Source organism: Vibrio aestuarianus, from assembly GCF_012395185.1.
Classification (GTDB): Bacteria; Pseudomonadota; Gammaproteobacteria; order Enterobacterales; family Vibrionaceae; genus Vibrio; species Vibrio aestuarianus.
On sequence record NZ_JAAZTU010000009.1, the window covers coordinates 107,274 to 134,233 of the forward strand.

The following is a 26,960-nucleotide window of genomic DNA, read 5'->3' on the forward strand; positions in this document are numbered from 1 at the left end:
GCGGCCAACTGATACATAAGGCTTTGCCCCTTAAACACGGATATCTGCTTTGAAAATAAAACGATTTTTTGCCAAAGACATGCGTACTGCACTGCTGCAAGTGAAAGAAGAACTTGGTGCAGAAGCGGTGATCATGTCGAATAAAAAAGTCGCGGGTGGTGTAGAAATTGTCGCCGCTGTTGATGGTGAGCAGCCAACTCAACAAAACAGTAACAAGCGTTACAGTTCTCAGCCTAGACAGCAGGGATATACCCAGGTCACCCCGTCATTGAATAATGCTACTACATCTCGCGAGCTCGATGATGATCGCGTCAGCCTGCAAAATAGCGCAGATACTGGACGCTCAATGACCAAGCGTTTCGCGAACATGCTTAAGCAATACAGTACCCCGGGAAGTTCTGATTCTGAATATCGTTCAGAGAATGAAGATTCCTTGTCGGCATTGTTGCAACGCCAGTCGGGTTCTAAGCATTCTAATACAGGTCGAAATAGCCCAGAACTGAATGCTGACTCACCGTTGGCAAAATTAATTGCTGAAGACAGAAGAACGGCATCTCGACCTGCACCAAAATTAGACCCATCCCGCTATGATCGCCAACAAGTTAAGGAGCAGAATGCTGCAAACCCTGAGCTTGAAAATATGCGTGAAGAAATGACGTCGATTCGACGCTTATTGGAGCATCAAGTGTCCGGTCTCATGTGGCAAGAAGTTGAACGTCGTGAACCACTGCGAGCAATGTTGATAAAAAGACTCGAGCGAATGGGAGTTTCACAAGAGCTAGCGGATCAACTGGCTTGTTATATCCCAGAAGATACGCCACCACCCAAAGCATGGAAAGCGTTACTTGGCTTAGTTGCGGACCAAGTTCCTGTTTCTAAACAAGATATTCTAAAGCGTGGTGGTGTGGTCGCGTTGCTCGGTCCTACCGGGGTAGGTAAAACCACCACGATTGCAAAACTGGCGGCTCGCGCTGCGATGGAATATGGAGCAGACAATGTAGCACTCGTTACTACGGACACTTACCGTATAGGCGCACATGAGCAACTTTCTATTTATGGCAGAATCATGGGTTGTCCTGTAAGAGTTGCTAAAGATTCCAATGAGTTAGCCGATGTAATATATCAGCTACGTAATCGTCGCCTAATTTTAGTCGATACCGCTGGTATGGGGCAACGTGATGTTCGATTATCCGAACAGCTCGATACTTTAATGCAAGAGAGTAGCGAAGTGATTCATAGCTATCTTGTATTGCCGGCTACAGCTCAAAGAAAAGTACTACAAGAAACCATTGAGCACTTCAGAAGGATACCTCTTTCCGGGTGCATTATGACTAAACTGGATGAATCATTGAGTTTGGGTGAATTTGTGAGTGTTGTCGTTCAAAATGCGTTACCCGTCGCTTATATCGCGAATGGTCAACGTGTACCCGAAGATATTGTGATTGCACAGCCGAAATACATGGTCGCAAAGGCAAATGAATTGCTCGAGAAGTCGACAGAAAATGAACCTCATTACTGGAGCAGTGACTCCGAGAGATTCTAGGCGGCGGACAGATATGGCGAATAATATGATATATGACCAAGCGAGCGGTTTACGCCGCTTAACTCAACCGTCACTTACCAAAGTCATCTCCGTGACGGGTGGTAAAGGTGGTGTTGGTAAATCTCACGTGACACTCGGTATGGCGATCTGTATGGCTCGTCAGGGCAAGAAGGTCATGGTTTTGGATGCTGACTTAGGTCTTGCTAATGTGGATGTTATGCTCGGTATCCGACCGAAGCGAAACTTAGGGCATGTACTTGCGGGTGAGTGTGAATTAAAAGATGCCATTGTTGAGGGCCCTTTTGGTATTCGAATTATCCCTGCGACATCGGGTACTCAAGCAATGACAGAGTTGTCACATGCGCAACATGTTGGTTTAATACGCGCCTTTGGCAGCTTAGAAGATGAGATGGATATCTTACTCATTGATACGGCAGCCGGTATTTCTGATATGGTGGTGAGTTTCTCTCGTGCAGCGCAAGATGTGGTTATTGTGGTGTGTGATGAGCCAACTTCTATCACAGATGCATATGCACTGATCAAACTTTTGAGCAGAGAGCACCAAGTTCAACGCTTTAAGATTGTCGCTAACATGGTCAGAAGCTATCGTGAAGGTAGGGAATTGTTTGCTAAATTAACTTTAGTGACAGAAAGATTCCTAAATGTGAGCCTTGAGCTTGTCGCTTGTATACCTTTAGATGATAAAGTACGCCAAGCCGTTAAAAGACAAAAGATTGTCGTCGATGCATATCCACGCTCGCCAGCGGCACTTGCAATTAGCTCACTGGCGAACAAAGCATTAACTTGGCCGATTCCTAGAACACCAAGTGGACATCTAGAGTTTTTTGTAGAGCGTTTACTCAATAGAACAGAAAGTGTAGGGGAACCATTCGGTGAATAAAGCGCTTACTTATGACCAACACGGAAACCTTAATAGCCAACAAGCATTTTTGGAAAAATACTCTGTATTGGTAAAGCGTATTGCACACCACCTGATTGGACGCCTGCCGCCCAACGTATTAGTCGAAGACTTGATACAAGCGGGTATGATCGGCCTACTTGAAGCACAGAAAAATTATGATGGGACCAAAGGTGCAAGCTTTGAAACCTATGCAGGGATTCGAATTCGTGGGGCAATGCTTGACGATATTCGACGTGGTGATTGGGTACCACGCTCGGTTCATAAACACAATCGAGAAATTACCCAAGCTATTTCAGTACTGGAAGGTGAGCTGAATCGAGAGCCATCTGATACCGAAGTTGCAAAGTTTTTGGGCATGTCATTAGATCAGTACCATACTGTATTGACTGATATTAATTGCTCACGAATTGTCGGTATTGAAGACTTAGGCATTTCAGATGATGCAATTTCCCCTTTAGATGACGATGAAGATAACTCGCCATTTAAGGGAGTTGCAGATGAATCGTTTCGTAAAGCATTGGTTGAATCAATAAAATCACTTCCAGAACGTGAAGCTTTAGTACTTTCGCTCTATTATGATGAAGAGCTAAACTTAAAAGAAATTGGTGAAGTACTTGGGGTTAGCGAATCTCGCGTTAGCCAAATACTAAGCCAATCTATGCAGCGACTAAGAGTAAAGTTAAGTTCTTGGACGCAAAATGACTAATATCACTGATTTCGAGCTCAGTGGAGGCAATTTTGAATAAAAACATGAAGATCCTTATTGTTGACGACTTTTCAACAATGCGCCGTATTGTTAAGAATCTACTTCGAGATTTGGGCTTCAATAATACCCAAGAAGCAGACGATGGCCTGACAGCGTTGCCTATGCTTAAGAAAGGTGATTTTGACTTTGTTGTTACTGACTGGAATATGCCAGGTATGCAAGGCATCGATTTGCTGAAAAACATTCGAGCAGATGCAGAGCTAAAGCATTTACCTGTACTTATGATTACGGCAGAAGCAAAACGTGAACAGATCATCGAGGCTGCGCAAGCTGGTGTTAATGGCTATATCGTAAAACCATTTACGGCTGCTACGCTTAAAGAAAAACTAGATAAAATTTTCGAGCGTTTATAAAGCTTTTTTGCCATAGGCAAAAGGTATTCTATTCATTTTACGCGCGAAAAGGCCAATCGGATGATTTCATTAGAACAAGCAAAAGAGCTCGTTCAGCTACTAGAAAATGAACAGCAAGAACAGGCAGATCTGCTACTTAAAGACATCTATGACAATGCAAGCAATCCAATGCTGCAAGAAATAGGGGCTTTAACTAGGGAACTGCATGATTCTTTGAAACAGTTCAGTATTGATGAGCGAATGACGCAAATTGCCAATGACGAAATCCCAGATGCAAGGGACCGCCTTCAATACGTCATTGATAAAACAGAAGTGGCTGCGAATAAGACAATGGATGCAGTGGACAGATGCATGCCGATAGCCGACAACCTCCATGAAGGGTTGCTTCAAGTTCGTCCTCAGTGGAACGAATTAATGCATGGACGCATTGATCTCAACGAGTTCAAAGCGCTTTGCCACCGTATTGATGCATTGTTGTCACAAGTTGAAGGCAACAGCAGCGAATTACGTGGTCAGCTAACTGAGATTTTGATGGCGCAAGATTTTCAAGATCTGACAGGTCAAATAATTAGACGTGTAATTACTTTGGTTAATGAGGTTGAGGGTCGTCTTGTTGAAATCCTCACAGCCTTTGGTACTAACCAAATAGAACAAGAATCGGATAAGAAGAAGAACGCTTCAATCGATCCTGAAGGTCCAATACTGAACCCTCACGAAAGAGAAGACGCGGTTTCATCTCAAGACGAAGTCGATGACTTGTTATCGAGTCTTGGTTTTTAGGGGTAACGTATGAGCTACGAATTAGACGAAGACATTCTTCAAGACTTTTTGGTTGAAGCGGGTGAAATTCTAGAATTGCTGTCAGAGCAATTGGTTGAACTTGAAAACAACCCTGAAGACAAAGATTTATTAAATGCAATTTTCCGCGGCTTTCATACCGTGAAAGGGGGCGCAGGGTTTCTTGCTTTAACGGAGTTGGTTGAAACTTGCCACGGTGCTGAAAACGTATTTGATATCTTGCGTAATGGCCAAAGAAGTGTGACATCTAGCTTAATGGATACGATGTTGCGTGCTTTGGATACCGTTAATGCACAGTTCAGTGCTGTTCAAGAAGGGGAACCCCTTGAAGCCGCAGATCCTGTTTTACTCGATGAACAGCACAAACTTTGCCGACCTGAATCTGAAGATGAAGTCGAACAAGTCGTAGCTGATGCTGTTGTTGAAGATGAGCCCGTCATTGAAGAGTCACAGCCGGAAGCCACTGCTTCAGCCAATATTGTCGATTCAAATTCTATCGATGAAATTACTCAAGACGAATTTGAGAAATTACTGGATGAATTACATGGTAAGGGCACGGCACCTAACGCAGTTAGCTCTGCTCCGGCAGCAATACCTGAAGTAAAAACACCAAGTGTAAGCACGGCAAGCGGTGACATCACCGATGATGAGTTTGAGAAATTGCTTGATGAGCTGCACGGTGCAGGAAAAGGGCCATCGGTAGATGAGCCTAAAACCGTTTCTGAAACCCCAGTAACTCCTACAACACCAGCTGCCAAGCCAACGCAAGGCGCTAGTGATGATTTGATGAGCGATGCAGAGTTTGAAAAACTACTCGATGAGCTACATGGTTCTGGTAAAGGGCCTTCTGTGGAAGAGCTGGAAATGGCGACCAAGCCTGCCGCTGCGAATGTGCAGCCTGCAGAGCCTGTAAAACCAAAAGCACAAGTTGCAAAACCAGCCGTAGAGCCAGCACCTAAAGTTACCGCAGAACCTGCGAAAGCTGCAACTGCTGTCGTTACAGATAAAAAAGAAGTCGCACCGGCCGCTGCTAAAAAAGCGCAACAAGCGGAAGCGACTGTCCGAGTTGATACCTCGACACTTGATATCATCATGAACATGGTTGGTGAGTTAGTATTAGTTCGTAACCGTTTGCTTAGCCTTGGCCTGAACAGTAATGATGAAGAAATGGCCAAAGCCGTCTCTAATCTTGATGTTGTGACTGCTGATCTACAAGGTGCGGTAATGAAGACCCGCATGCAGCCAATCAAAAAAGTGTTTGGTCGTTTTCCTCGAGTTGTTCGAGACTTAGCACGTAGTTTAAACAAAGACATCGTGTTGGAAATGCGAGGAGAAGAAACGGATCTCGATAAAAATTTAGTTGAAGCGCTTGCCGATCCATTGATCCACTTAGTGCGTAACTCGGTTGACCACGGCGTTGAAATGCCAGACGATCGTGTAAAAGCTGGTAAATCTCGTACTGGTAAGGTTATTTTGTCTGCTTCTCAAGAGGGTGACCATATCGAACTCGCTATCGTTGATGATGGTGGTGGTATGAACCCAGACGTTCTACGTGGTATAGCGGTGAAACGCGGTATGATGGATGAGGATGCCGCATCTCGCTTATCAAATAAAGAGTGTTTCAACCTTATCTTCATGCCTGGTTTCTCAAGCAAAGAAAAAATTTCAGATATTTCTGGGCGTGGTGTGGGTATGGATGTTGTTAAAACAGCAATCAATACACTAAACGGCTCCATTGATATCGATTCTGAAATGGGCAAAGGCACAAAGATCACCATTAAAGTTCCTCTGACGTTAGCGATTCTGCCGACTCTAATGGTGGGTGTTGCTGGGCATCCGTTTGCACTTCCTTTGGCGAGCGTTAATGAAATCTTCCATTTAGATCTTAGCCGTACCAATATTGTTGATGGTCAATTAACTATCATTGTGCGTGAAAAATCGATACCACTTTTCTATCTGCAAAACTGGTTAGCTCCTCAAGCCGGTAAAGTCGAATTACGTAAAGGTCATGGCCATGTTGTTATTGTACAAATTGGCAGCCAACGAGTCGGCTTTGTTGTTGATGCACTAATTGGTCAAGAAGAAGTGGTCATTAAGCCCTTAGATAAGTTGCTTCAAGGTACGCCAGGTATGGCGGGAGCCACGATCACTAGCGATGGTCATATTGCACTGATATTAGATGTGCCAGATTTGCTTAAGCAATATGCGGCGGCTTCGCGGATATAATTTGAGCACTCAAGAATAAGGATACCCATGGCGATTAGAGTATTAGTCGTTGATGATTCAAGCTTTTTTAGACGTCGAGTGAGTGAGATTATTAACTCAGAAACTCGTCTTGAAGTCATTGATGTCGCTACCAACGGTAAAGAAGCTGTTGAAAAGGCGAGAAGCTTAAAGCCAGATGTCATCACAATGGATATTGAGATGCCGATCATGGATGGCATCACTGCTGTTCGTGAAATAATGGCACAGAACCCAATTCCAATTTTGATGTTTTCTTCACTCACTCATGATGGGGCGAAAGCCACTCTGGATGCGTTAGATGCGGGTGCATTAGATTTCTTACCGAAAAAATTTGAAGACATCGCACGCAATAGAGATGAAGCAGTTGCTCTGTTACAGCAGCGTGTTATCCAAATTGCATCTAAAAAAGGGTTGTTAAGAAGACCGCTGGTTTCACGTCCAGCAGTGTCAGCGGCGACACCTTTATCGAGTAGATCTCCAGTACCAACAACGTCTCATACGCCAAAATCAACGAGTGCACTGGCTCGTTTTAAAGCGTCAGGTAAAAAATATCAATTGACAGCGATTGGTACGTCTACCGGTGGTCCTGTTGCATTACAAAAAATTCTCACTAAGTTACCCGCTAATTACCCACACCCAATTGTGCTTATTCAACACATGCCAGCTACGTTTACTGCCGCTTTTGCAAGTCGGTTGAACTCTTTGTGTAAAATTGAAGTGAAAGAAGCGCAAGATGGCGATGCATTAAAACCTGGAGTTGCCTATTTGGCTCCTGGTGGTAAGCAAATGATGATCGAAGGACGCCCGGGTGCGGCAAAGCTGCGTATTCTTGATGGTGGTGAACGGATGAATTATAAGCCTTGTGTTGATGTAACCTTCGGTTCTGCCGCGAAGATCTACGCTGATAAAGTGTTATCGATGGTATTAACTGGTATGGGGGCTGATGGTCGTGAAGGTGCTCGTATGTTGAAAAGTGCTGGTGCGACAATCTGGGCTCAGGATGAAGAAAGTTGTGTGGTGTATGGTATGCCACAAGCGGTTGCTAAAGCAGGGATTTCGACTGAGGACTTACCGTTAGAGCGTATTGCTGAACGTATGTTGGTTGAAGTTGGTCTTGCATAAAGGAAGTTCAATGATTGTATGGAGCGTTGCAAATCAAAAGGGCGGTGTGGGTAAAACAACCACAACGATTACGCTTGCCGGTTTGCTGAGTCAGCAAGGAAAAAGAGTGTTGCTGGTTGATACCGATCCTCATGCCTCGCTTACCACATACTTAGGGTATGACTCTGACGATGTACCTGCCAGTTTATTCGATCTATTTCAACAACGTGAACTTACCGAGAAGAGTGTTACCCCTCTGATACTGAAGACTGATATTGAAGGCATTGATATTATTCCTGCGCATATGTCTTTAGCGACACTTGATCGCGTGATGGGTAATCGTAGTGGCATGGGCTTGATTTTAAAGCGCGCGCTTCTCGCGTTACGCGATAATTATGATTATGTGCTAATAGACTGCCCACCAATTTTAGGCGTGATGATGGTCAATGCGCTAGCCGCGAGTGATCGTATCCTTATTCCCGTTCAAACTGAGTTTCTGGCGATGAAGGGGCTTGAGCGGATGATTCGCACTTTGGCCATCATGCAAAAATCACGCAGCCGTTTATTCAAAGTGACGATAGTGCCAACCATGTACGACAAGCGGACTCGAGCTTCTCTGCAAACCTTGAATCAGTTGAAAAAAGATTATCCAGAACAGGTATGGAGCTCTGCGGTACCGATTGACACTAAATTCCGTGACGCAAGTTTGAAACGCTTACCCGCTTCTCATTTTGCAGAAGGAAGTCGCGGTGTGTTTGCTTACAAACAGTTGCTAATATATTTAGAGAGGCTAGCTATAGATGAGTAGTGGGCCATTATTATCGAGCGAGCAAGCACTTGATGACTACTTTACCGCTTTGCTAGATGAAGAAGCTGTAGAGCTTGATGTACAAGATTTACAGCAAGAAGAGCCGGTAAGCATCGAAATTGAACCTGAATTATCGACATCGATTCAATCTGTGCCTGAAAAAAGTCATTTTCACTCTGAAGTTGCAGAATTTGAATTACCAAATTTAGATGATGTACAGCGCTTACTGAGCCAGCTTGAATCTAGTAACCCTGTAGCAGAATTAGATCTTGAAGAAATTATGGAGCAAAACACCGCACAAATTTCTTTGAAAACTGAGCCTGTTATTGTCGAGCCAGTGGTAGAACCCATAGAAGAAATTCAAGAATGGGATACTGTGGATACCGAGAGTGCGAAACCTGATATTAATCTTGAACTCGAATCTTCAGCTATTGATGCTGTTCAGCCAAATAATACCACTGAGCATGAGCTAGCGTTAGAGACACAAACAGGGGCCGATGGTGTGGCTGCGTGGCAAAGTACGCAGAGAACACAAGACTTTCAAGTACTTTATTTTGAAGTCAATGGTGTCACATTTGCCGTTCCACTTGATGAGCTTGGTGGCATTCACCGCATGGGCTCGTTGAATCATCTTATCGGACGACCGGCTTGGTATTTAGGATTACAAACCAATAAAGATAACCAACTAGATGTTGTTGACACTGCAAAGTGGGTGATGGCAGAAAAACTGCATGACGATTCTTATAAAGAGGGTTATCAATATATTGTGATGCTTGGTGAAAGTATGTGGGGATTAGCAAGTACTCAGCTTATGGGTACTGAGTTGCTGAGCACGGAAAAGGTTCGCTGGCGAGAATTAGCGGGGAAACGCCCGTGGCTTGCTGGAATGGTAAAAGAAAAAATGTGCGCTTTGATCCATGTTGAAGCATTGATAGCTATGCTTAATGCAGGACTTGATGTAAAAGCACTAGAGAAATAATACATTTATGTCGGAATCGACTTAGAGAGGAAAAGGTATGTCTCAGACTAACGAAGTGGAAGTAAGAAAAGATAAGTCTAATGACGAAGTGCTTCAGTGGGTGACGTTCCAACTAGAAGAGGAAACATATGGAATTAATGTAATGCAAGTACGTGAAGTACTTCGCTATACAGAAATTGCTCCTGTTCCTGGAGCTCCAGATTATGTTCTCGGTATCATTAACCTACGAGGTAACGTTGTTACCGTTATCGATACTCGCTCTCGCTTTGGCTTAATGCAAGGTGAGATCACCGATAATACACGTATCATCGTGATTGAGTCTGAGCGTCAAGTGATTGGTATTTTGGTTGATAGCGTTGCTGAAGTTGTTTATCTACGTTCTTCTGAAATCGATACTACGCCAAGCGTTGGTACTGACGAAAGTGCGAAGTTTATTCAAGGTGTGAGTAACCGCGATGGCAAACTGCTGATTCTCGTTGATCTGAATAAACTGCTAACAGAAGACGAGTGGGATGAGATGGCTCATCTATAATGAATGAAGCGATGCTGTTCAGTGCACCTATTTTAGCGGGTGGTGCGGTATTAGTTATTTTGCTGCTGTTGCTTGTGGTCATGCGAGTAAAGTACAGTCTTACTCGGCAAATAGAGCATCAGAGGCAGCATGCCCGTTCTTTAGAGAAAGAATTACAAAAAGGTAACAAACAGCTGTTAGAGGTTCGTTCTGTTGTGCTTGGTCTTGGTCAGAGAGTGACAGAGCAACAAGATGTTATCCAGCACTTAAATGAGCGCATTATTGAGTTAGAGCACGTTGATACCGATGGGCGTTTATACAGCCGAGCCACAAAAATGGTGCAGCTTGGTGCTGATATTAACGAGCTAATTGAGCAGTGTGAATTACCAAAAGCTGAAGCTGAACTGATGATGTCGCTACAAAAGAAATTGGCAGGGCAAGAAAGTATTCCACCACTCAGCCGTTCTCCTGAAGGTAGGCGACCTGTTCGCAATGAAAAGCGTACTGTACGTAAATAGTCGACAGTAAAAACTAAAGAAGGAAGCCATTGGCTTCCTTCTTTAGTTTTTACTACACAAGATTTTCGATAAATCAAAATGTAGCCATAAAGTAGTAAATGAGACAAAAAATAATTAAAAATTAACAGTTTCTTACTTAGATTCGTGATTCGTAATGGTCTTATTGTATTTTGTCTTTTGCGCTGTGTGGTAATATAGCGACTCAAATTTTTTGACATAGATGCACATGCTTGAAGTAAATGACCTAACTGCCATTCGAGATGACAGAGTTCTATTTGAAACACTGAGCTTTGTTATTGATGCAGGAGAACTGGTACAAATTGAAGGTCGCAACGGTACGGGGAAAACGACATTGTTGCGCATTATTGCTGGTTTAGGTGATAGGGATGAAGGCTCTATTTTATGGAATGGCGAGCATATTGAATCGGCTCGTGATGAGTACCATCAAGATCTACTTTTCCTTGGTCACCAAACGGGCGTTAAACGCGATCTCACCGCGTTTGAAAACCTTCATTTTTATCAATCAATACATTCTTCAAAAGCAGAAAAAAATGATATTTATCAGGCGTTAGCCCAAGTGGGTTTAGCCGGTCGCGAAGATGTTGTGGTTGCCCAACTCTCTGCGGGACAACAACGCCGTGTTGCACTAGCTCGTTTATGGTTAAGTGAACAAAAGTTATGGATTTTAGATGAACCATTAACAGCGATTGATAAGCAAGGCGTTAAGGTGCTAGAAACATTATTCCTAACGCATGCGCAGCAAGGCGGAATAGTGATTTTAACGACTCACCAAGATATGTTTTCAGACTACCCGCAATTACGCAAAATTAAGTTGGGAGATTAACCGTGATCTCAGCCATAGGTATGGTCGTTCGTCGAGAGTTACTGATAGCGTTTCGTCGCCAAGCGGATATCTTTAATCCACTGTGGTTCTTCATTATCGTGATTACATTATTTCCGTTGAGTATTGGACCTGAACCCAGCTTATTGGCACGCATTGCTGCTGGTATCGTATGGGTGGCAGCGTTGTTATCTGCACTGTTATCGCTAGAACGGCTGTTTCGAGATGATTTTCAGGACGGCTCACTAGAGCAAATGATGTTACTGCCAGTTCCTCTGCCTATTGTTGTCATAGCAAAAGTGGTGGCTCATTGGCTATTAACAGGTCTGCCATTAATTTTGATCAGTCCATTGCTTGCGGTGCTACTTTCACTGGACTTTAATACTTGGCTTGCTGTTGTCATGACCTTGGTCATAGGCACACCCACGTTAAGTTTTATTGGGGCTATTGGTGTAGCTTTAACGGTCGGCCTGCAAAAAGGTGGGGTTTTACTAAGCTTACTGGTTCTACCGCTGTATATCCCAATTTTGATCTTTGCTACATCGGCGATTGATGCCGCTTCGTTAGGAATGACGTATAACGGTCAACTTGCGATTTTAGGAGCAATGCTGATGGGGGCAATAACACTTACTCCTTTTGCCATCAGCGCTGCATTAAGAGTCAGCGTCAACTAATTTTATCTGAGTTAACCATATCTGGGCCAATTTCAGCTCAGTGTACAAACAATAAACTGAGCAGACACATGTTCAGGAGCAATGAAGTGAGAGTGAGATAACAATGTGGAAATGGCTACATCCCTACGCTAAGCCTGAATCTGCTTACCAACTTTGCGGTAAGTTACTACCTTGGTTTGCGATAAGTGCGTTGATATGTTTAGTGGTCGGTAATGTTTTAGGCTTAGCTTATGCCCCTGCTGATTATCAACAAGGTGACAGTTTTAGGATCATTTATATCCATGTTCCTGCTGCTATTTGGTCTATGGGCATCTATATGTCGATGGCAATTGCGGCGTTTATCGGCCTTGTTTGGCAATTGAAACTGTCTAATATGGCGGCTGCTGCCATGGCTCCGATTGGTGCAGTGTTTACCTTTATCGCTCTGATTACTGGTGCGGTGTGGGGAAAACCAATGTGGGGGACGTGGTGGGTATGGGATGCACGTCTGACTTCAGAGCTTATCCTTCTATTTCTCTACCTAGGTGTTATCGCGCTCTATCACGCGTTTGATGATCAAAAAACTGCTGCGAAAGCCGCCGGTTTATTGGCGATTGTTGGTGTTATTAACTTACCAATCATCCACTTTTCTGTGGAATGGTGGAATACGTTGCATCAAGGTGCAACCATTACCAAATTTGAAAAACCGTCAATATCCAATGACATGTTGTGGCCATTGTTACTCAATATCTTTGGTTTCGCTTTCTTTTTTGCCGCCGTTACTATGATTCGTTTGCGTAACGAAATCATTAGCAAAGAAAGTCATCGCCCGTGGGTTATCGAACTCGCAACCAGCAAAATTAAGAAAGGTATTTAATATGCATTTTGATTCATTTAGTGATTTCTTAGCGATGGGTGGTTACGCCGGTTACGTTTGGAGTGCTTTTGGTATCACTTTTTTATCGATGCTAATTCTATTAGCCGTTAGCATGAAACGTGAAAAAACCTTATTACAAGACGTTCAAGCAAAAGTGGATCGTCAAGCAAGAATTGATGCCGCTAAGCATATGGAGAATACACTATGACCCCAAGACGTAAAAAAAGGCTAACGATTATTTTGGCACTATTCATCGGGGTTGGCGCCACTATTGGCTTAATGCTGTACGCACTAAATCAAAATATGGATCTTTTCTATACGCCAACAGAGCTAGTTCAAGGTAAACCGGACGGCACGAAACCTGAAGTCGGTCAACGTTTACGCATTGGTGGCATGGTTGTCGTGGGGTCAGTGACTCGTGACCCTGAATCATTAAGAGTGAGTTTTCAGTTGCACGATGTTGGACCGAATGTAACGGTCGAATATGAAGGCATTTTGCCTGATTTATTCCGTGAAGGTCAGGGGATTGTTGCTCAAGGTGTGCTTAAAGATCCAACCACAGTCGAAGCTTTTGAAGTGCTAGCAAAGCATGACGAAAATTACATGCCACCAGAAATAGCAGAAGCGATGAAAAAGACACATCAGCCGCTAGACTATACGGCGGAACAGAAACAAGGAAGCGCTCAATGATTGTTGAAATTGGACATTTTGCCCTTATTGTCTCTCTAGGGCTTGCAATTTTATTGAGTATCTTGCCTTTGGTTGGTGCGTCTCGCAGCAATACCATGCTGATGAATACTGCGCGTCCACTAGCGTGGGGTATGTTCCTATTACTGCTGCTTTCGTTTGCTGTCTTATTGTGGGCATTTTATGTCAATGATTTCACCGTGCAATATGTGGCCAGTAATTCAAATAGCCAGTTACCGTGGTATTACCGATTAACTGCAGTATGGGGAGCCCATGAAGGTTCGTTGTTACTTTGGGTATTAATCCAAGCAATTTGGACGGTAGCCGTGGCTTCTTTCAGCCGTGGTATGCCACAAGAATCGGTTGCACGGGTACTTGCTGTCATGGGCTTGATCAGTGTTGGCTTCTTACTGTTCATTATTGTTACCTCGAACCCGTTTTTACGCACACTGCCTTACTTTCCTGTTGATGGGCGCGATCTCAACCCATTATTACAAGACCCTGGGTTGATTATCCATCCACCGATGCTTTACATGGGTTATGTTGGGTTCTCGGTTGCATTCTCATTTGCTATTGCTTCATTAATGACTGGACGCCTTGATACAGCGTGGGCTCGTTGGTCTCGCCCATGGACAACCGCTGCATGGTTATTTCTAACACTTGGCATCGCTCTTGGTTCATGGTGGGCTTACTATGAACTTGGCTGGGGCGGCTGGTGGTTCTGGGATCCTGTAGAAAACGCATCGTTTATGCCATGGTTAGCAGGTACGGCTTTAATGCACTCTTTAGCGGTGACAGAAAAACGTGGCACGTTTAAAGCATGGACCGTTTTACTGGCTATTTCCGCATTTTCACTCAGTTTGCTCGGCACTTTTTTAGTACGTTCCGGCATCTTAGTGTCGGTACACGCTTTTGCCTCCGATCCTTCTCGTGGGCTATTTATTCTTGGGTTCTTAGTCTTTGTTATCGGCGGCTCACTGTTGTTATTTGCATTGAAAGGCGCATCAGTGCGGGTTCGCGGCAACTTCGAATTGGTCTCGCGCGAAAATGCATTACTTTCTAACAACATCCTCTTGATAGCTGCACTGGTTGTGGTGCTTGTGGGAACATTGCTGCCATTGGTGCATAAACAGATTGGTCTTGGTTCGGTTTCTATCGGCGCGCCTTTCTTTAATATGTTGTTTGCGTGGTTAATGGTGCCATTTGCTTTCTTACTGGGGATTGGCCCTCTTATCCGTTGGAAGCGAGATAATTTCTCGAAGCTATTAAAGCCAATGTTGCTGTGTGGAACCGCTGCACTCGTTATTTCGGCTGCTATGGTTTATCTATTGTCCGAGCACTTTAGCCTAATGGCGTTTATGGGTTGGGTGATGGCGCTGTGGATTATTTTGCTACATGGTGTAGAGCTGTATGAGCGAGCGACACATCGCCATACTTTCTGGGACGGTGTGAAGAAGTTGCAACGCAGTCACTGGGCAATGATGCTAGGACATATTGGCTTGGCTGTTACCGTCATTGGTATTGCGATGGTACAAAACTACAGTATTGAACGTGATGTGCGTCTTGCTCCGGGGGAGTCATTTAAAATTCAGCAATACGATTTTTATTTTGAGGGTTTAAGAGATAAAGATGGCCCGAACTATGATGGTTATATTGCAGACTTTGAAATCACTCAAGATGGCAAATATGTCAATACATTGCACGCTGAAAAGCGTTTCTACAGAACTGCTAAATCGATGATGACAGAAGCAGCCATCGATCGTGGTGTTACTCGCGACCTTTACATAGCAATGGGTGAAAGATTAGAAGATGGCCATTCTTGGGCAATTCGAATCTACTATAAGCCGTTTGTTCGTTGGATTTGGGCTGGAGCATTGTTGATGTCTTTTGGTGGCGCGATTGCGATCAGTGATAAACGTTACCGCTTTAGAAAAAATACCCAGCAGGAGGCCTAAGTGAACAAAAAGATTTTATTTATTCCACTGCTTGCTTTTCTTGGTTTGGTTGCGGTGTTCACCACCCAATTAGTGAAAAATACCGAAGGGGATGATCCAACCAAATTGGAGTCAGTCCTGATTGGTAAGCAGATACCAGAATTTCGTTTGGAAGATCTGGCCGAACCAGGCAAACTTTATGATCAGTCCGTTTTTAAAGGTGAGCCACTGCTACTTAACGTCTGGGCGACTTGGTGTCCAACTTGTTATGCCGAGCATCAATACCTTAACAAGTTAGCCAGTGATGGTGTAAAAATCATCGGTTTGAACTATAAGGATCAACGTGACAAAGCGGTTAAATGGTTAAATGAGCTGGGCAATCCTTACTTGATTAGTTTATTTGATGGTAATGGTATGTTAGGGCTCGATCTTGGCGTATATGGTGCACCGGAAACGTTCTTAATTGACTCTGATGGTGTGATTCGTTACCGCCATGTGGGTGATGTTAACCCAACCAACTGGAAAGATACCTTGCAGCCGATGTATCAAAAACTGCTTGAGGAGGCAAAATGATGAAGCGCTTTGTTCTATCAATCCTTGCCAGTTTAGCCTTGGTCTTATCCGTTCAAGCTGCGATTGAGGTGTATGAATTTGATAATACGCAGCAAGAGCAGCAGTTTAAAGACCTAAGCAACACGTTACGTTGCCCTAAATGCCAAAATAATACGATTGGCGACTCGAATGCCGCGCTTGCTCAGGACTTGCGCCATAAAGTGTACGAAATGACAAAACAAGGCAAATCAGAGCAGGAAATCGTTGATTATATGATCGCACGCTACGGCAATTTTGTGACATATAATCCACCATTCACGGTAGCAACCTCTATTTTGTGGTTGGGGCCATTGGCCGTGGTGGTGTTTGGTTTTGGGTTTATCGTCTTAAGAACCCGTCGCAGTAAAGCTTCTGTCACAGAGCAAGCTGAAAATTGGGATGCCCAAAAGGAAGCGAGACTAAAGCAGTTACTAGAAAATGAAGCTCTTGATGAGAAGAATGGAGACAAGCAATAATGGCGTTTTTTTGGTTATCGACCCTCATTCTTACCTTCATCGGTTGTGTGTTTATCATATTGCCTATTATCAAACAAAAATCTAATGATGATGTGGCATTGCGCGATGAACTGAACAAAGCTCTTTTTAAAGATCGCCTATCTGAGCTGCAAGTAGAAACTGAAGAAGGGCTTGTGGATAATGAACAAGAACTGATTTCAGATCTAAAACAGTCCTTGCTTGATGATATTCCGGCTGAGTCTAAAGTGAATGGTTCTTCTTATATCTCACCAGCGTTGGTACTCATTCCATCAATTTTACTGGTGGTGGTGCTAAGTTACGCTGTTTATATAAAATTAGGTGCTGCTGATCAGGTCGAGCAGTGGCAGCAAGTGAATGCTAACTTACCTGCATTATCGAAAAAGCTAATGTCACCCAATGGGGAAGCGTTAACTGATGATGAAATGGAAGATCTAACGTTGGCTCTGCGCACACGTCTCCATTATCAACCAGATGATGCAACCGGTTGGTTGCTGCTTGGGCGTATTGCATTGGCAAATAGAGATATCGAAACCGCGATTGGTTCAATGAAAAAAGCGTATCGTTTAGAGCCTAAAGACGCCGATGTGAAGCTAGGTTATGCGCAAGCATTGATGTTGTCTCAAGATGAAATTGATCAAAATCAGGCTCGATCAATACTCACAGGGCTAGTTCAGCAAGACTACGTTGATTTGCGAGTCTTTTCATTACTTGCATTTGATGCCTTTGAGCGTCAGGATTACCCAGCAGCGATCAAATACTGGAGCTTAATGCAGAAAATGATCGGTCCCCAAGATAGTCGTTATGAAATGTTGGCGCGCAGTATTGAAAGTGCTCAAGGCAAAATGCAGCAACCTGATACTGATGGTGTTTCCGTGCCAGTCACTATTGCATTGGACAGTTCAGTAACCTTGCCGCAAAATGCTGTCTTAATTGTTTCAGTACATAGTGCTGATGGCGCACCTATGCCAGTTGCCGCTGCACGTTATCCTCTTTCGCAATTTCCACTTAAAGTGGCGTTGGATAATCGTAACAGCATGGTGCAAGGACGTCAGTTGTCCGATTTAGCACAATTTATTGTTCGAGTTCGTGTTGATAGCGACGGTAATGTCAGCACAAAAACTGGCGATTGGTTTGGCGAGAGTGCAGTTGTTGAGATGGGTCAGTCCGTCGAAGTTGTAATTAATAAGCAATATTAACTACAACCGAATATACTTAGAACAGGATAGGCCGATGCAGTCATCGGCCTTTTTACATGGAAATTGAATATGATAAGCCGAATAGGCCGAGCCACATATCTTACTCTACTATTTTTCCTTCTTGTAGGATGTACTAGTGCACCAGATTCAAATTCACCGCAATTAAGTGAATCCAGCCTTGAAGATCCATTCGAAAGTTTTAATCGTTCAATGTGGACTATTAACTACGATTACCTCGATCCTTACATAGTTCGTCCGATCTCCATTGCTTATGTCGGTTACATTCCGGTGCCAATAAGGAATGTCATTGCCAACGTGTTATCTAACCTTGATGAGCCATCAAGCGTTATCAATAATTTACTAATGGGTAATGGTGAAAAAGCCGTTGACCACTTAAATCGTTTTTGGCTGAACAGTACACTTGGCCTACTTGGTATGATAGATATCGCTTCTGAAGCAGGCATCATCAAACATAATGAGAAAGCATTCAGTGACGCAGTAGGGCACTATGGAGTAGGGAATGGTCCCTATGTAATGATACCTGCTTATGGTCCCTATACTATCCGTGAAGTAACGGATGTCGTAGACGGTATGTATGTCCCGTTATCCTATCTGAATATATGGGCAAGCTTAGGCAAATGGGCATTTGAGGGAATGGAAAAACGGGCGTTGCTCGTATCACAAGAATCGACACTTGAGAATTCACCAGATCCATACTCGTTGACACGTGATGTCTATCTACAAAGACAAGATTTCAAAGCCGAGATTGACAACCAAACCTTTGATGAATCAGAAGAAGATTACCTTGATGATTATTTAGAAGAAGGTTTTTGATTGTCCGTATATTCGATGTCGGTATGGCATACAACCATACAACTATGCCGACATCACTCTACCGCTGAAATATTCATTAGCAACAATATATTCTGTATTACGAATTAATTCGTCTTGCATTTCAGCCCAATGAATTTGCTCACCAAGATCGCTATTTGATGTGGCTACCACGCCTCCAACTCTTATGTTGAACGGGGTTAGCTCTTTGGCCCAACTTTGAGTAAAGCCAGACACCATTGAATTCGCATTTTCAATCCCCGACAAGTCATACTCTTCATTTTGTGAAACCACATTAACAATTACCCCATGCTTATTGCTTTGGCGCATTCGCTCAGCACTGACTTGACCAAAGATAAACAGCGTTGATGCCATCATGGCCAGTTTTTGGATGAACAGCTCGGCATGCTGTTCCCCTATCAGAGATGGTAAAGGGGCATTTGGCCAGTTATTGACCAGAACATCTGGTGCACTTTGGTACGTATCATTAATATAATCAAGAAGTTGATTGATGCTATCTAAGGAGTAGTCCGGCGTATGATAGTAATGCACATCATTCGATATCGCATGGCAACGAGTGAATGTTTCCATTAGCCCATTTTCATCTTGGTCACATAAAATAATTTTTGCACCTAAATGGGCAAAATGAACAGCCAGAGTACTGCCTAGTATTGAGCTCGCTGAAGTGATTAATACAATTGCACTTTTTATATCCATTGGGTGCCTCACCCTATTATTTGTGTTGTCGTTCTCGATGGATTTCGTCTGTATAGGATGGTTGATTAGTTATGGTCGCGATGTGAATAGCATCAAATAACGCGCTCTGAAGAGGCATGGTGTGCTGTTTTTTTGCTCGGTCTCACATTCTGCAATGGATAATGTCGTTTGGTATTGTATCTAAGACACTAAACTTGAGTACGGATCTGATCGTGTCGATGTGCGACCGCTAATTGGACATATAAATCTGCAGCAAGCAATTCAGTTTTAGGTGCTGATAGATGACGCCGTTCATGCCCAGACAAGTTCAAATAAACCTCTTCCGGGAAATTATGTGTATCTTCAGGTAAATAAGTGAGCACTTCAGGCTTTAAGTAATGACTCAGCTTAGCACTTGCTAGTCCACCGTGATGAAACAATTCGGCTTGTCTGGCGGAAACCGCGTATGACGTCGAGTCAGAACGCAAGGCTTGAGGATCGCAGAGCTCAAACCTTTTACGTAGTAATTCATCGCTAGTCGGTGGGTTCTCTATGCGTTCCACTGGGGTATTATCACGAACATCGTTAGAGAACATTGACAAGATGAGAGCAAAATCAGCCCGACGCCCTTGCTGTACGGCATGACTGAGGCCTGTGCCGAACTGAAGCTCGTTAATAATACTGGCTTTATCTAATGTATGTACTTGCATTTGCCTCTCCAACCGATGCACTTTTAACGGCTAGGATGCAGATAACTTTAGATTAAATAATAAAAAAGCCTGCGGGGAAGCAGGCTTATCATATGACTAAATGTAAATCCTAGGGGAAAGGATTATTTTGCTAGGTTTTCTGCTACGAATGCCCAGTTTACCAGTGCCCAGAAACCGTTCATGTAATCAGGACGTAGGTTGCGGTAATCAATGTAGTAGGCGTGTTCCCATAGGTCAACCGTCAGCAGTGGTGTTACACCTTCTTCAGTTAGCGGTGTCGCTGCGTTTGAAGTGTTAACGATATCTAGAGAACCATCTGCTTTTTTAACCAACCAAGTCCAAGAAGAACCAAAGTTGTTGATTGCAGAGTCTGTGAATTTTGTTTTGAATGCTTCAAAAGAACCAAATGCAGCATTAATTGCGTCAGCAACAGCGCCAGTTGGTTCACCGCCTGCGTTTGGCGCTAGACAGTGCCAATAGAAAGTGTGGTTCCAGATTTGAGCTGCGTTATTGAAAACACCACCAGTAGAAGTTTTGATGATTTCTTCTAGAGATTTGCCTTCGAATTCAGTTCCAGGAATAAGACCATTTAGCTTAACAACGTAAGTGTTATGGTGCTTACCGTGGTGGAAATCTAGAGTTTCAGCTGAGATATGTGGTTCTAGAGCGTCTTTAGCGTAAGGAAGAGCTGGTAATTCAAATGCCATTGCTCGATTCTCCATAGTGGTAGAAAGAGTTTTCTCTTTCGGTTGCTTCCAATGTTATTGTGATATTCGTCGATATGACTGACTTGCAAATCATTTTAGCAACTTTTTACTTTATTAAAACCCTAATTTTTAAAAATTGTTGCATTATCGTGAGTATAAAAGTTTTGCGTCACGGTTAAGTTGCTATTGATAGTTTTCATATTTTTAAGTTTGGCTTATGAGCAAAACTGGTGAATGTGGCTATTTCAACGAAAATACCCCACATATCCACAAATAATATGTGCTTTATATTCTCCACTAATGATTTAGAATGGCGTAAAGACAATCTCCATTCATGAAGAGGAAGCAATGGAAACTATCGACAAAATTAAACAGCAACTTGAAGAAAATACTATCCTTCTGTATATGAAAGGTTCTCCAAAATTACCAAGTTGTGGATTTTCTTCTCAAGCGGCACAAGCTTTAATGGCGTGTGGCGAAAAGTTTGCTTATGTAGATATTCTACAAAACCCAGATATCCGTGCTGAACTTCCTGTATATGCACAGTGGCCAACGTTTCCACAGTTGTGGATCGAAGGCGAGCTTATCGGTGGTTGTGACATCATTCTAGAGATGTTCCAAAAAGGCGAATTGCAGCCATTGATCAAAGAAGCAGCAGCACGTGCAGGAAATGAAGAATAACACTGTACAAAATCACAGTTTTTCTTGATTTTTTAAGGCCACATTGGTTAATGTGGCCTTAATTGTATTTGCCGAATGTGTTTATGACTCGTTTATTTATTGCCGAAAAGCCAAGCTTAGGGCGAGCGATTGCTGATGCCCTGCCTAAGCCGCATAAAAAAGATCAAGGTTTTATTCGTTGCGCCAATGGCGATATCGTAACTTGGTGCATCGGGCATTTACTAGAACAAGTTGAGCCAGACGCTTACGATCAACGCTTCAAAAAATGGAATATGCTCGATCTACCGATTATTCCGGCACAATGGCAACTTCGGCCGCGTAAAACATCGAGCAAACAACTGACGGTTATTCGTAAACTGCTAAAAGATGCTACACAAATCATTCATGCCGGTGACCCAGATAGAGAAGGGCAGCTACTGGTTGATGAGGTGATTGACTATTGTAAAGTCAGCCAAACCAAGAAAGACCAAGCATTACGCTTGCTTATCAGTGACTTAAACCTACCAGCCGTGCAACGTGCTTTGAACCAGATGCGCAGCAATCGAGATTTTATCCCACTTTCGGTTTCAGCTCTGGCTCGTTCACGAGCTGACTGGCTGTACGGCATGAACATGTCTCGCGCTTATACACTACTTGGGCAAAAAGCGGGTTATCAAGGTGTATTATCGGTTGGGCGAGTGCAGACGCCGGTACTTGGCCTGGTAGTGAGAAGAGATGAAGAGATCGAAAATTTTATTCCTCGTGACTACTTTACTCTTGATGCTCTTATTCCGTATCTAGACGGACAGGCGGCTTTTGACATTCGTGCTCGTTGGAAGCCCAGTGAAGCTTGCCTGCCATGGCAAGATGAAGATGGACGAATTTTAAATCGCAAACTTGTCGAAAATGTGGCTAACCGAATAGCAGGACAATCGGCCAAAGTGATTGAGTCTGAGCAAAAGCAAACTAAGCAAGCTCCACCTTTACCGTACTCGCTCTCTGCACTGCAAATTGATGCGGCAAAACGTTTCTCCATGAGTGCTCAGCAGGTGCTAGATACGTGTCAGTCATTGTACGAAAAGCATAAATTAATCACTTATCCGCGCTCTGATTGCCGATATTTACCATTGGAGCATTATGCTCAGGCATCCTCAGTCACTCAAGCGATTACTAATAATGCCAAAGACCTTACTACCGCCGTAAATGGTGCAAATTTATCGCTGAAATCGAAAGCATGGAATGATAAAAAAGTGGAGGCTCACCATGCGATTATCCCCACCCCAAAACAGGCATCTGTGAATGCATTGTCGAGCTATGAGATGAATGTCTACCAGCTTATCGCACGTCAGTATTTAATGCAGTTTTACCCAGCAGCGATTTATGCAGAAGCTAAATTGGTATTTGATATTGCTGGTGGGATCTTCATTGCGAAAGGGCGGCAACTGATATCTACAGGCTGGAAAATACTTTTAGGCAAAGTGGAAGAAGATGAAGGTGGTGTGGATAGCGTCCCTCCCTTAAATGAAGGCAGTGTTCTTACATGTCGAGAGGGAGAGGTTAAAGATCGGAAAACCGAGCCACCGCGTTATTTTACAGAAGCGACATTGCTGCAAGCCATGACCGGTATTGCTCGTTATGTCGAAGACAGCGAACTAAAGAAAATTCTGCGTGAAACCGATGGCTTAGGCACAGAGGCAACCAGAGCGGGTATTCTAGATACATTATTTAAGCGTCAGCTATTAACACGACAAAATAAGTTGATCATGAGCTCCGCAGCTGGCCGAGGGTTAATTCATGCATTGCCTAATGAATCGACTTACCCTGATATGACTGCCCATTGGGAGCATCAACTGCATGCGATGGCAGAACGAGGCCAAGCCTATCAGCCGTTTATGCAAGTGCTGCAAGAACGCATTACTCATATCATGGAACAGGCTAAATCAGGGCCTGTGCCGGAATCACTGCGTTCCTTACCAAAAGTAGAACGCCCAGCTTTTAAGCGCAGCCGTGCAAGTCGTAAATCTAAGGCTGTCTCCAAATGACGACCTCCAAAGCTGCTATTGTATTATCTAACTAATACCCTTTGCCCGGTTAAATGTTCTGCTGACATCCCTACAATATTCATAATGCCAATTAAATTATTGACGGTTTGGGCTGAAAATACAGGTTAATTTTTATCACTAAGCATCCACAAAAAGTTGAGCGATATTATCTGCTAGCGATTTTTGTGCAGATTTATATATTGGGCATTAATTAATTTGTAGCTTCAGATGCACCGGTTACAGTCGCGTGAAATGCTGCAAGAGTTGCCAATTATACAAGCGTTTCGTTTTACTCCTTTATTTTGAGTTGTTATTTATTATCAATGGAAAATTTATTGTTTGTAATAAGTTTTTAATAAGCTACTACTTATGTAGTAAAAATTCATTGCTAATGAAGAGTCTTTACTTTTCTGACATAATTTAATTACTCAATGTTTTTAGGCATTTTTCTAGTTTTCCCTTCTCGTGGGATTATTGAAATGGCGATATGCTCGTCCAAAATCAGCAGCTAGTGGCGAACCAGGGAATCTATGAGCGTAACGACCAAGTCCCATTTCACCAGTAAACATGTCTTCTTTAAACTCTTGCCCAGCAATAATAACGACACTTCCTTCTTCCTTTTGAATAATACACAGTTTAGGATTGGTACTCACTGGGTTAGGATTGTTTAATCTTCGTGCAATCTTTTCGATGCAATTTATCTTTTTATTTTTTTTATCAAACTTTCTAGAGTTTTGCTTTGACAAAATCTCCTTGATATCCCTGATACAATTCCCTATTTTTTCAGCATTTTGATTACGGGGCGCATTCTTTAATTTTTTTATTGTCTTATCAAGCTTTCCCATGTGGACTTTATTATTCGTTCTAGAGTCTTGAGCCAGCTCGTTGATTAGTTGTTGTATTGATGATGCAGTGTACATAGACGCTCCATTGGATTGAATAATGATGTTTGGTTACAAAAAATCCTCCACTGCAGTAACGGAAAATGGTTTATTGATTTACTCGTTTAACACAGATGGAGATACCTAGACTAACTCATAGTGGGTAGCGGTAAAATAGTCGCAGTATATTTATCACTTTAATTCAGCTTGCACAGGCACGATTCAGCCGTTTATGCAAGAACGCATTACTCATATCATGGAACAGGCTAAATCAGGGCCTGTGCCGGAATCGCTGCGTTCTTTACCAAAAGTAGAACGCCCTGCTTTTAAGCGCAGCCGTGCAAGTCGTAAAGGTAAGGCTGCCTCCAAATTATGAGGCTGTATGCAGCATCCACCTATCTTTTCGACCTAAACAACTTCAGACGATAAATAGTGGCTTGGCAGTTTGTGGATCGCGATTTTTAGCGCATTGAAACAACGTTCATCAATGGCTGTATGTAAATTTTCTTCCATGATCTGTAGGGTTTTAGGAATGGGAATCGCTCCACGATAGGGTCTTTCTGCAGTAATGGCATCGAAAATATCGGCAGTGGTAATGATACGTGTCATAAGCGATATTTCGTCACCACTGAGCCTTTTCGGATAGCCAGTACCATCGAGCTTTTCATGATGTGCACCTGCGATTTTCGCTAGTGATTGGAAAGGGGAGATCTGCAATAAAATTTGTTCAGTTAAAGCGGAATGAGTTTTTACCGCTTCCCATTCTTCATCATTAAGCTTATCTGGCTTGTCCAAGATGGTATTGCTAATACCGAGCTTGCCTAGGTCATGTAATAAAGCCGCTCGTTTTAGCCATTTGCGTTCATTTTCTTCGATGCCTAGCTCTTCGGCAATCAGGTCAGTATAAACCGCAACGCGTTCGCTATGACCTGCGGTATAAGGGCTTTTAGAGTCAACTATTTTTCCAAATGCGGTAACGATGCAGTCAAAATATTCGTCATTTACCGAAATGCTGACTTGTGCGGGGGCTAGGTTCATGACTCTTTGGCAAATATCATTTGCATTGAGTCCCTGGCAAAACGCCAGTTGTTGTGAGACAGAGACAAAAGCATCGACTAGCCGCGGATCAAACCACTTTCCGCTGCGGGATTTCACTTCGTCCAATGCGGTACTCAAATCATGCTCAAATTGGAATACATCGACCACTTGTGCTAAAAGAGCGATGCGCGAATAAAGCGGAATTTGCTCGTGTTTTAATTGCTCTGGTTTACCACTTCCATCCCAATGTTCATCTAAACTGTGCACACCTTGAGCAACATCTTCACTGAAGCGAAGTTCTCGCGCCACTTCTGCACCGCGAGTGCAGCGTGTTTCAATCAATTCTTGTGCGTAGTTAGTACCATTTTTCAGGATATCGATTGTAGTTGAAATCCGAGTCATCCAGCTTTGTCCTGCTCCCGCATTTTTCACGACAAAATTAATGGCGCTAGATAAGCTTGTACCGACAGTTTTATAATTACGTTTAAATGTAAGGTCATCAGCCAGATAGAGTTCACAAATGCGTGCGGCATTACTACTACATCCAGCATCTTTAAGCAGTAGAGTGAAGAATAGATCATAGAGCTGTTGTTCCGTTAACCCAATCTCTTCACCAATGTGCATGCCTATCCAACAGCATCGAATGCAGTGCTCAGGGGGTTGCCCTTCCGTCATATCCAATGCCATGGTTAGCGCGAGCATCAACTCTGATAGCGGCATTACGGGGTCAATAGTCGTTTGCATGCTTATCCTTAGATCGGTAAGAGATTCATTTTATCTTTAGATCGATTATGTTTTGGCTTTTAATGATTATTGATGAAGAGTCACCATTTGTGAACAAACTTTAGTTTAGCACTAAAGTTTGACTCACTTTTCCAAGGATATGAAATGAAAAGCCCTGTAGGTCATAATCTTGATAAGTAGGGGGTAATGATTCAGATAATTCCGCATTTTTTAGATAATCTATGAACGTATGACGAAAGCCATACGGAGTCGGTCTAGAACCAGCTTTCATCCCTATCTTGCACAAACTTAAGGAAGCCATTTTTGACTATATCTGGATGGAGAGGGTTCTGGCGGACGGAGTGTTCATTCTTGAGGTGCTGTTTACATCTCTTAATTCAGAGAGTTTCTGATATCAGGTTTCTTTGATGTCATTGTAGTTGAATGAGTCATCTGAAAGCGCAGTCTCGAAACTCTGCTTCACTGCTAGAGATACATAGATATTGCGCTCTAAAGCAATTTGATGATCTTTGGTGAGTAGAGAAAGGCGAACTTCATTTGGAAAGCCGCGCTCACGCAGTGAAACATGAACAGGAGAACGGTGGTAGTAAACGCTAGAAGGGAGTTTTAACAGATACACATGTATCACCTTTATGTAGTAGGTGACTCTTTCATGCATCAGATATGAAAAAAGCCGCTGATAATCAGCGGCTTAGTCCAATAAAAGTGGCGGAGAGATAGGGATTTGAACCCTAGAACCGCTATTAACGGTTGCCGGTTTTCAAGTTTGATTAACCATTCAATATTTAGTATAACTTTCAATAATTTAAATGTGGTAGTTAGTGCCTAACAA

At 43.1% G+C, this 26,960-nt stretch carries 30 protein-coding genes; 24 read left to right on the top strand and 6 right to left on the bottom strand.

All coding sequences use genetic code 11. From position 1 onward, the window contains the following. The first annotated feature begins 49 nt into the window (after positions 1-49). From flhF to HGG78_RS06430, 21 genes are all read left to right on the top strand, one after another. Complete coding sequence (gene flhF, locus HGG78_RS06330) at positions 50-1,543, top strand: flagellar biosynthesis GTPase FlhF (protein WP_172532354.1); 1,494 nt, start codon at positions 50-52, stop codon at positions 1,541-1,543. A gap of 13 nt (positions 1,544-1,556) precedes the next feature. Beyond that, positions 1,557-2,444 carry a MinD/ParA family protein gene (locus tag HGG78_RS06335; RefSeq protein WP_172532355.1) on the top strand — a complete coding sequence of 296 codons (888 nt, stop codon included), beginning with the start codon at positions 1,557-1,559 and terminating at the stop codon, positions 2,442-2,444. After that, the gene (locus HGG78_RS06340; protein ID WP_053311800.1) at positions 2,437-3,171 is read left to right on the top strand and encodes an RNA polymerase sigma factor FliA; all 735 of its coding nucleotides are present in this window, start codon (positions 2,437-2,439) and stop codon (positions 3,169-3,171) included. The genes HGG78_RS06335 and HGG78_RS06340 overlap by 8 nt, the downstream gene beginning before the upstream one ends. Before the next feature lie 44 nt (positions 3,172-3,215). Further along, entirely contained in the window at positions 3,216-3,584 is a 369-nt protein-coding gene (gene cheY, locus HGG78_RS06345; protein WP_017052487.1) for a chemotaxis response regulator CheY, read from the top strand. 60 nt (positions 3,585-3,644) lie between these two features. Next, entirely contained in the window at positions 3,645-4,364 is a 720-nt protein-coding gene (locus tag HGG78_RS06350) for a protein phosphatase CheZ (RefSeq protein ID WP_053311799.1), read from the top strand. 9 nt (positions 4,365-4,373) lie between these two features. Further along, positions 4,374-6,608, top strand: a complete 2,235-nt coding sequence (locus tag HGG78_RS06355; RefSeq protein WP_172532356.1) for a chemotaxis protein CheA — start codon at positions 4,374-4,376, stop codon at positions 6,606-6,608. A 27-nt stretch (positions 6,609-6,635) separates the two neighbouring features. Beyond that, positions 6,636-7,748, top strand: coding sequence for a protein-glutamate methylesterase/protein-glutamine glutaminase (locus HGG78_RS06360; protein WP_172532357.1), 1,113 nt, complete (start codon positions 6,636-6,638; stop codon positions 7,746-7,748). Between the two features lie 10 nt (positions 7,749-7,758). Beyond that, positions 7,759-8,535, top strand: coding sequence for a ParA family protein (locus HGG78_RS06365; protein WP_053311796.1), 777 nt, complete (start codon positions 7,759-7,761; stop codon positions 8,533-8,535). Then, on the top strand, positions 8,528-9,514 hold the full coding sequence (locus tag HGG78_RS06370) for a chemotaxis protein CheW (RefSeq protein WP_172532358.1): 987 nt from the start codon (positions 8,528-8,530) through the stop codon (positions 9,512-9,514). The genes HGG78_RS06365 and HGG78_RS06370 overlap by 8 nt, the downstream gene beginning before the upstream one ends. A gap of 37 nt (positions 9,515-9,551) precedes the next feature. Further along, complete coding sequence (locus tag HGG78_RS06375) at positions 9,552-10,046, top strand: chemotaxis protein CheW (RefSeq protein ID WP_053311794.1); 495 nt, start codon at positions 9,552-9,554, stop codon at positions 10,044-10,046. Continuing rightward, the gene (locus HGG78_RS06380; RefSeq protein ID WP_172532359.1) at positions 10,046-10,543 is read left to right on the top strand and encodes a DUF2802 domain-containing protein; all 498 of its coding nucleotides are present in this window, start codon (positions 10,046-10,048) and stop codon (positions 10,541-10,543) included. The genes HGG78_RS06375 and HGG78_RS06380 overlap by 1 nt, the downstream gene beginning before the upstream one ends. Positions 10,544-10,769: 226 nt before the next feature. Continuing rightward, entirely contained in the window at positions 10,770-11,387 is a 618-nt protein-coding gene (ccmA, locus tag HGG78_RS06385) for a cytochrome c biogenesis heme-transporting ATPase CcmA (protein WP_053311792.1), read from the top strand. Positions 11,388-11,389: 2 nt separating this feature from the next. Then, entirely contained in the window at positions 11,390-12,058 is a 669-nt protein-coding gene (gene ccmB, locus HGG78_RS06390; protein WP_053311791.1) for a heme exporter protein CcmB, read from the top strand. Positions 12,059-12,161: 103 nt separating this feature from the next. Beyond that, positions 12,162-12,914 (top strand): heme ABC transporter permease, encoded by a 753-nt coding sequence (locus HGG78_RS06395; RefSeq protein ID WP_168521513.1) that lies wholly within the window; start codon positions 12,162-12,164, stop codon positions 12,912-12,914. 1 nt (position 12,915) lies between these two features. Next, complete coding sequence (ccmD, locus tag HGG78_RS06400; RefSeq protein WP_172532360.1) at positions 12,916-13,122, top strand: heme exporter protein CcmD; 207 nt, start codon at positions 12,916-12,918, stop codon at positions 13,120-13,122. Further along, the gene (ccmE, locus tag HGG78_RS06405; protein ID WP_053311788.1) at positions 13,119-13,604 is read left to right on the top strand and encodes a cytochrome c maturation protein CcmE; all 486 of its coding nucleotides are present in this window, start codon (positions 13,119-13,121) and stop codon (positions 13,602-13,604) included. Before ccmD ends, ccmE begins: the two co-directional genes overlap by 4 nt. Further along, positions 13,601-15,556, top strand: coding sequence for a heme lyase CcmF/NrfE family subunit (locus HGG78_RS06410; protein WP_053311787.1), 1,956 nt, complete (start codon positions 13,601-13,603; stop codon positions 15,554-15,556). The genes ccmE and HGG78_RS06410 overlap by 4 nt, the downstream gene beginning before the upstream one ends. Further along, the gene (locus tag HGG78_RS06415; RefSeq protein WP_172532361.1) at positions 15,557-16,108 is read left to right on the top strand and encodes a DsbE family thiol:disulfide interchange protein; all 552 of its coding nucleotides are present in this window, start codon (positions 15,557-15,559) and stop codon (positions 16,106-16,108) included. It abuts the gene before it with no gap. Beyond that, positions 16,108-16,602, top strand: coding sequence for a cytochrome c-type biogenesis protein (locus tag HGG78_RS06420; RefSeq protein WP_053311927.1), 495 nt, complete (start codon positions 16,108-16,110; stop codon positions 16,600-16,602). The genes HGG78_RS06415 and HGG78_RS06420 overlap by 1 nt, the downstream gene beginning before the upstream one ends. Then, complete coding sequence (gene ccmI, locus HGG78_RS06425; RefSeq protein WP_172532362.1) at positions 16,602-17,819, top strand: c-type cytochrome biogenesis protein CcmI; 1,218 nt, start codon at positions 16,602-16,604, stop codon at positions 17,817-17,819. Before HGG78_RS06420 ends, ccmI begins: the two co-directional genes overlap by 1 nt. Positions 17,820-17,888: 69 nt before the next feature. Beyond that, positions 17,889-18,653: an MlaA family lipoprotein gene (locus tag HGG78_RS06430; protein ID WP_172532363.1), complete on the top strand. Its 765-nt coding sequence runs from the start codon at positions 17,889-17,891 to the stop codon at positions 18,651-18,653. Positions 18,654-18,695: 42 nt separating this feature from the next. Here HGG78_RS06430 and HGG78_RS06435 read toward each other — a convergent pair whose 3' ends face one another. The 3 genes from HGG78_RS06435 to sodB form a co-directional block, all read right to left on the bottom strand. Next, positions 18,696-19,367 (bottom strand): SDR family oxidoreductase, encoded by a 672-nt coding sequence (locus HGG78_RS06435; RefSeq protein WP_053311783.1) that lies wholly within the window; start codon positions 19,365-19,367, stop codon positions 18,696-18,698. A 188-nt stretch (positions 19,368-19,555) separates the two neighbouring features. Then, on the bottom strand, positions 19,556-20,056 hold the full coding sequence (locus HGG78_RS06440) for a VC2046/SO_2500 family protein (protein ID WP_172532364.1): 501 nt from the start codon (positions 20,054-20,056) through the stop codon (positions 19,556-19,558). A gap of 122 nt (positions 20,057-20,178) precedes the next feature. Continuing rightward, positions 20,179-20,763: a superoxide dismutase [Fe] gene (gene sodB, locus HGG78_RS06445; RefSeq protein WP_053311781.1), complete on the bottom strand. Its 585-nt coding sequence runs from the start codon at positions 20,761-20,763 to the stop codon at positions 20,179-20,181. 348 nt (positions 20,764-21,111) lie between these two features. Here sodB and grxD point away from each other — a divergent pair, with 348 nt between their 5' ends. Both grxD and HGG78_RS06455 read left to right on the top strand, forming a co-directional pair. Beyond that, positions 21,112-21,444, top strand: coding sequence for a Grx4 family monothiol glutaredoxin (grxD, locus tag HGG78_RS06450; protein ID WP_053311780.1), 333 nt, complete (start codon positions 21,112-21,114; stop codon positions 21,442-21,444). Positions 21,445-21,527: 83 nt separating this feature from the next. After that, positions 21,528-23,465, top strand: coding sequence for a DNA topoisomerase III (locus HGG78_RS06455; RefSeq protein ID WP_172532365.1), 1,938 nt, complete (start codon positions 21,528-21,530; stop codon positions 23,463-23,465). Between the two features lie 449 nt (positions 23,466-23,914). Here HGG78_RS06455 and HGG78_RS06460 read toward each other — a convergent pair whose 3' ends face one another. Next, positions 23,915-24,385, bottom strand: coding sequence for a hypothetical protein (locus HGG78_RS06460; RefSeq protein WP_172532366.1), 471 nt, complete (start codon positions 24,383-24,385; stop codon positions 23,915-23,917). A 193-nt stretch (positions 24,386-24,578) separates the two neighbouring features. Between HGG78_RS06460 and HGG78_RS06465 the strand changes: the two genes are divergently transcribed. Next, positions 24,579-24,722 (top strand): hypothetical protein, encoded by a 144-nt coding sequence (locus HGG78_RS06465; RefSeq protein ID WP_171822936.1) that lies wholly within the window; start codon positions 24,579-24,581, stop codon positions 24,720-24,722. A 32-nt stretch (positions 24,723-24,754) separates the two neighbouring features. Here HGG78_RS06465 and HGG78_RS06470 read toward each other — a convergent pair whose 3' ends face one another. Both HGG78_RS06470 and HGG78_RS06475 read right to left on the bottom strand, forming a co-directional pair. After that, on the bottom strand, positions 24,755-26,128 hold the full coding sequence (locus HGG78_RS06470; RefSeq protein WP_172532367.1) for an HD-GYP domain-containing protein: 1,374 nt from the start codon (positions 26,126-26,128) through the stop codon (positions 24,755-24,757). 394 nt (positions 26,129-26,522) lie between these two features. Further along, positions 26,523-26,747: a hypothetical protein gene (locus tag HGG78_RS06475; RefSeq protein WP_053311777.1), complete on the bottom strand. Its 225-nt coding sequence runs from the start codon at positions 26,745-26,747 to the stop codon at positions 26,523-26,525. Positions 26,748-26,960 lie beyond the last annotated feature (213 nt).

Bases quoted from the DNA above. Each gene is read 5' to 3' on its own strand.
- HGG78_RS06335 (WP_172532355.1), top strand. From the start codon at position 1,557: ATGGCGAATAATATGATATATGACCAAGCGAGCGGTTTACGCCGCTTA.
- cheY (WP_017052487.1), top strand. From the start codon at position 3,216: ATGAAGATCCTTATTGTTGACGACTTTTCAACAATGCGCCGTATTGTT.
- HGG78_RS06350 (WP_053311799.1), top strand. From the start codon at position 3,645: ATGATTTCATTAGAACAAGCAAAAGAGCTCGTTCAGCTACTAGAAAAT.
- HGG78_RS06355 (WP_172532356.1), top strand. From the start codon at position 4,374: ATGAGCTACGAATTAGACGAAGACATTCTTCAAGACTTTTTGGTTGAA.
- HGG78_RS06360 (WP_172532357.1), top strand. From the start codon at position 6,636: ATGGCGATTAGAGTATTAGTCGTTGATGATTCAAGCTTTTTTAGACGT.
- HGG78_RS06365 (WP_053311796.1), top strand. From the start codon at position 7,759: ATGATTGTATGGAGCGTTGCAAATCAAAAGGGCGGTGTGGGTAAAACA.
- HGG78_RS06370 (WP_172532358.1), top strand. From the start codon at position 8,528: ATGAGTAGTGGGCCATTATTATCGAGCGAGCAAGCACTTGATGACTAC.
- HGG78_RS06375 (WP_053311794.1), top strand. From the start codon at position 9,552: ATGTCTCAGACTAACGAAGTGGAAGTAAGAAAAGATAAGTCTAATGAC.
- HGG78_RS06380 (WP_172532359.1), top strand. From the start codon at position 10,046: ATGAATGAAGCGATGCTGTTCAGTGCACCTATTTTAGCGGGTGGTGCG.
- ccmA (WP_053311792.1), top strand. From the start codon at position 10,770: ATGCTTGAAGTAAATGACCTAACTGCCATTCGAGATGACAGAGTTCTA.
- HGG78_RS06395 (WP_168521513.1), top strand. From the start codon at position 12,162: ATGTGGAAATGGCTACATCCCTACGCTAAGCCTGAATCTGCTTACCAA.
- ccmD (WP_172532360.1), top strand. From the start codon at position 12,916: ATGCATTTTGATTCATTTAGTGATTTCTTAGCGATGGGTGGTTACGCC.
- ccmE (WP_053311788.1), top strand. From the start codon at position 13,119: ATGACCCCAAGACGTAAAAAAAGGCTAACGATTATTTTGGCACTATTC.
- HGG78_RS06410 (WP_053311787.1), top strand. From the start codon at position 13,601: ATGATTGTTGAAATTGGACATTTTGCCCTTATTGTCTCTCTAGGGCTT.
- HGG78_RS06420 (WP_053311927.1), top strand. From the start codon at position 16,108: ATGAAGCGCTTTGTTCTATCAATCCTTGCCAGTTTAGCCTTGGTCTTA.
- ccmI (WP_172532362.1), top strand. From the start codon at position 16,602: ATGGCGTTTTTTTGGTTATCGACCCTCATTCTTACCTTCATCGGTTGT.
- HGG78_RS06430 (WP_172532363.1), top strand. From the start codon at position 17,889: ATGATAAGCCGAATAGGCCGAGCCACATATCTTACTCTACTATTTTTC.
- HGG78_RS06435 (WP_053311783.1), bottom strand. From the start codon at position 19,367: ATGGATATAAAAAGTGCAATTGTATTAATCACTTCAGCGAGCTCAATA.
- HGG78_RS06440 (WP_172532364.1), bottom strand. From the start codon at position 20,056: ATGCAAGTACATACATTAGATAAAGCCAGTATTATTAACGAGCTTCAG.
- sodB (WP_053311781.1), bottom strand. From the start codon at position 20,763: ATGGCATTTGAATTACCAGCTCTTCCTTACGCTAAAGACGCTCTAGAA.
- grxD (WP_053311780.1), top strand. From the start codon at position 21,112: ATGGAAACTATCGACAAAATTAAACAGCAACTTGAAGAAAATACTATC.
- HGG78_RS06455 (WP_172532365.1), top strand. From the start codon at position 21,528: ATGACTCGTTTATTTATTGCCGAAAAGCCAAGCTTAGGGCGAGCGATT.
- HGG78_RS06460 (WP_172532366.1), bottom strand. From the start codon at position 24,385: ATGTACACTGCATCATCAATACAACAACTAATCAACGAGCTGGCTCAA.
- HGG78_RS06465 (WP_171822936.1), top strand. From the start codon at position 24,579: ATGCAAGAACGCATTACTCATATCATGGAACAGGCTAAATCAGGGCCT.
- HGG78_RS06470 (WP_172532367.1), bottom strand. From the start codon at position 26,128: ATGCAAACGACTATTGACCCCGTAATGCCGCTATCAGAGTTGATGCTC.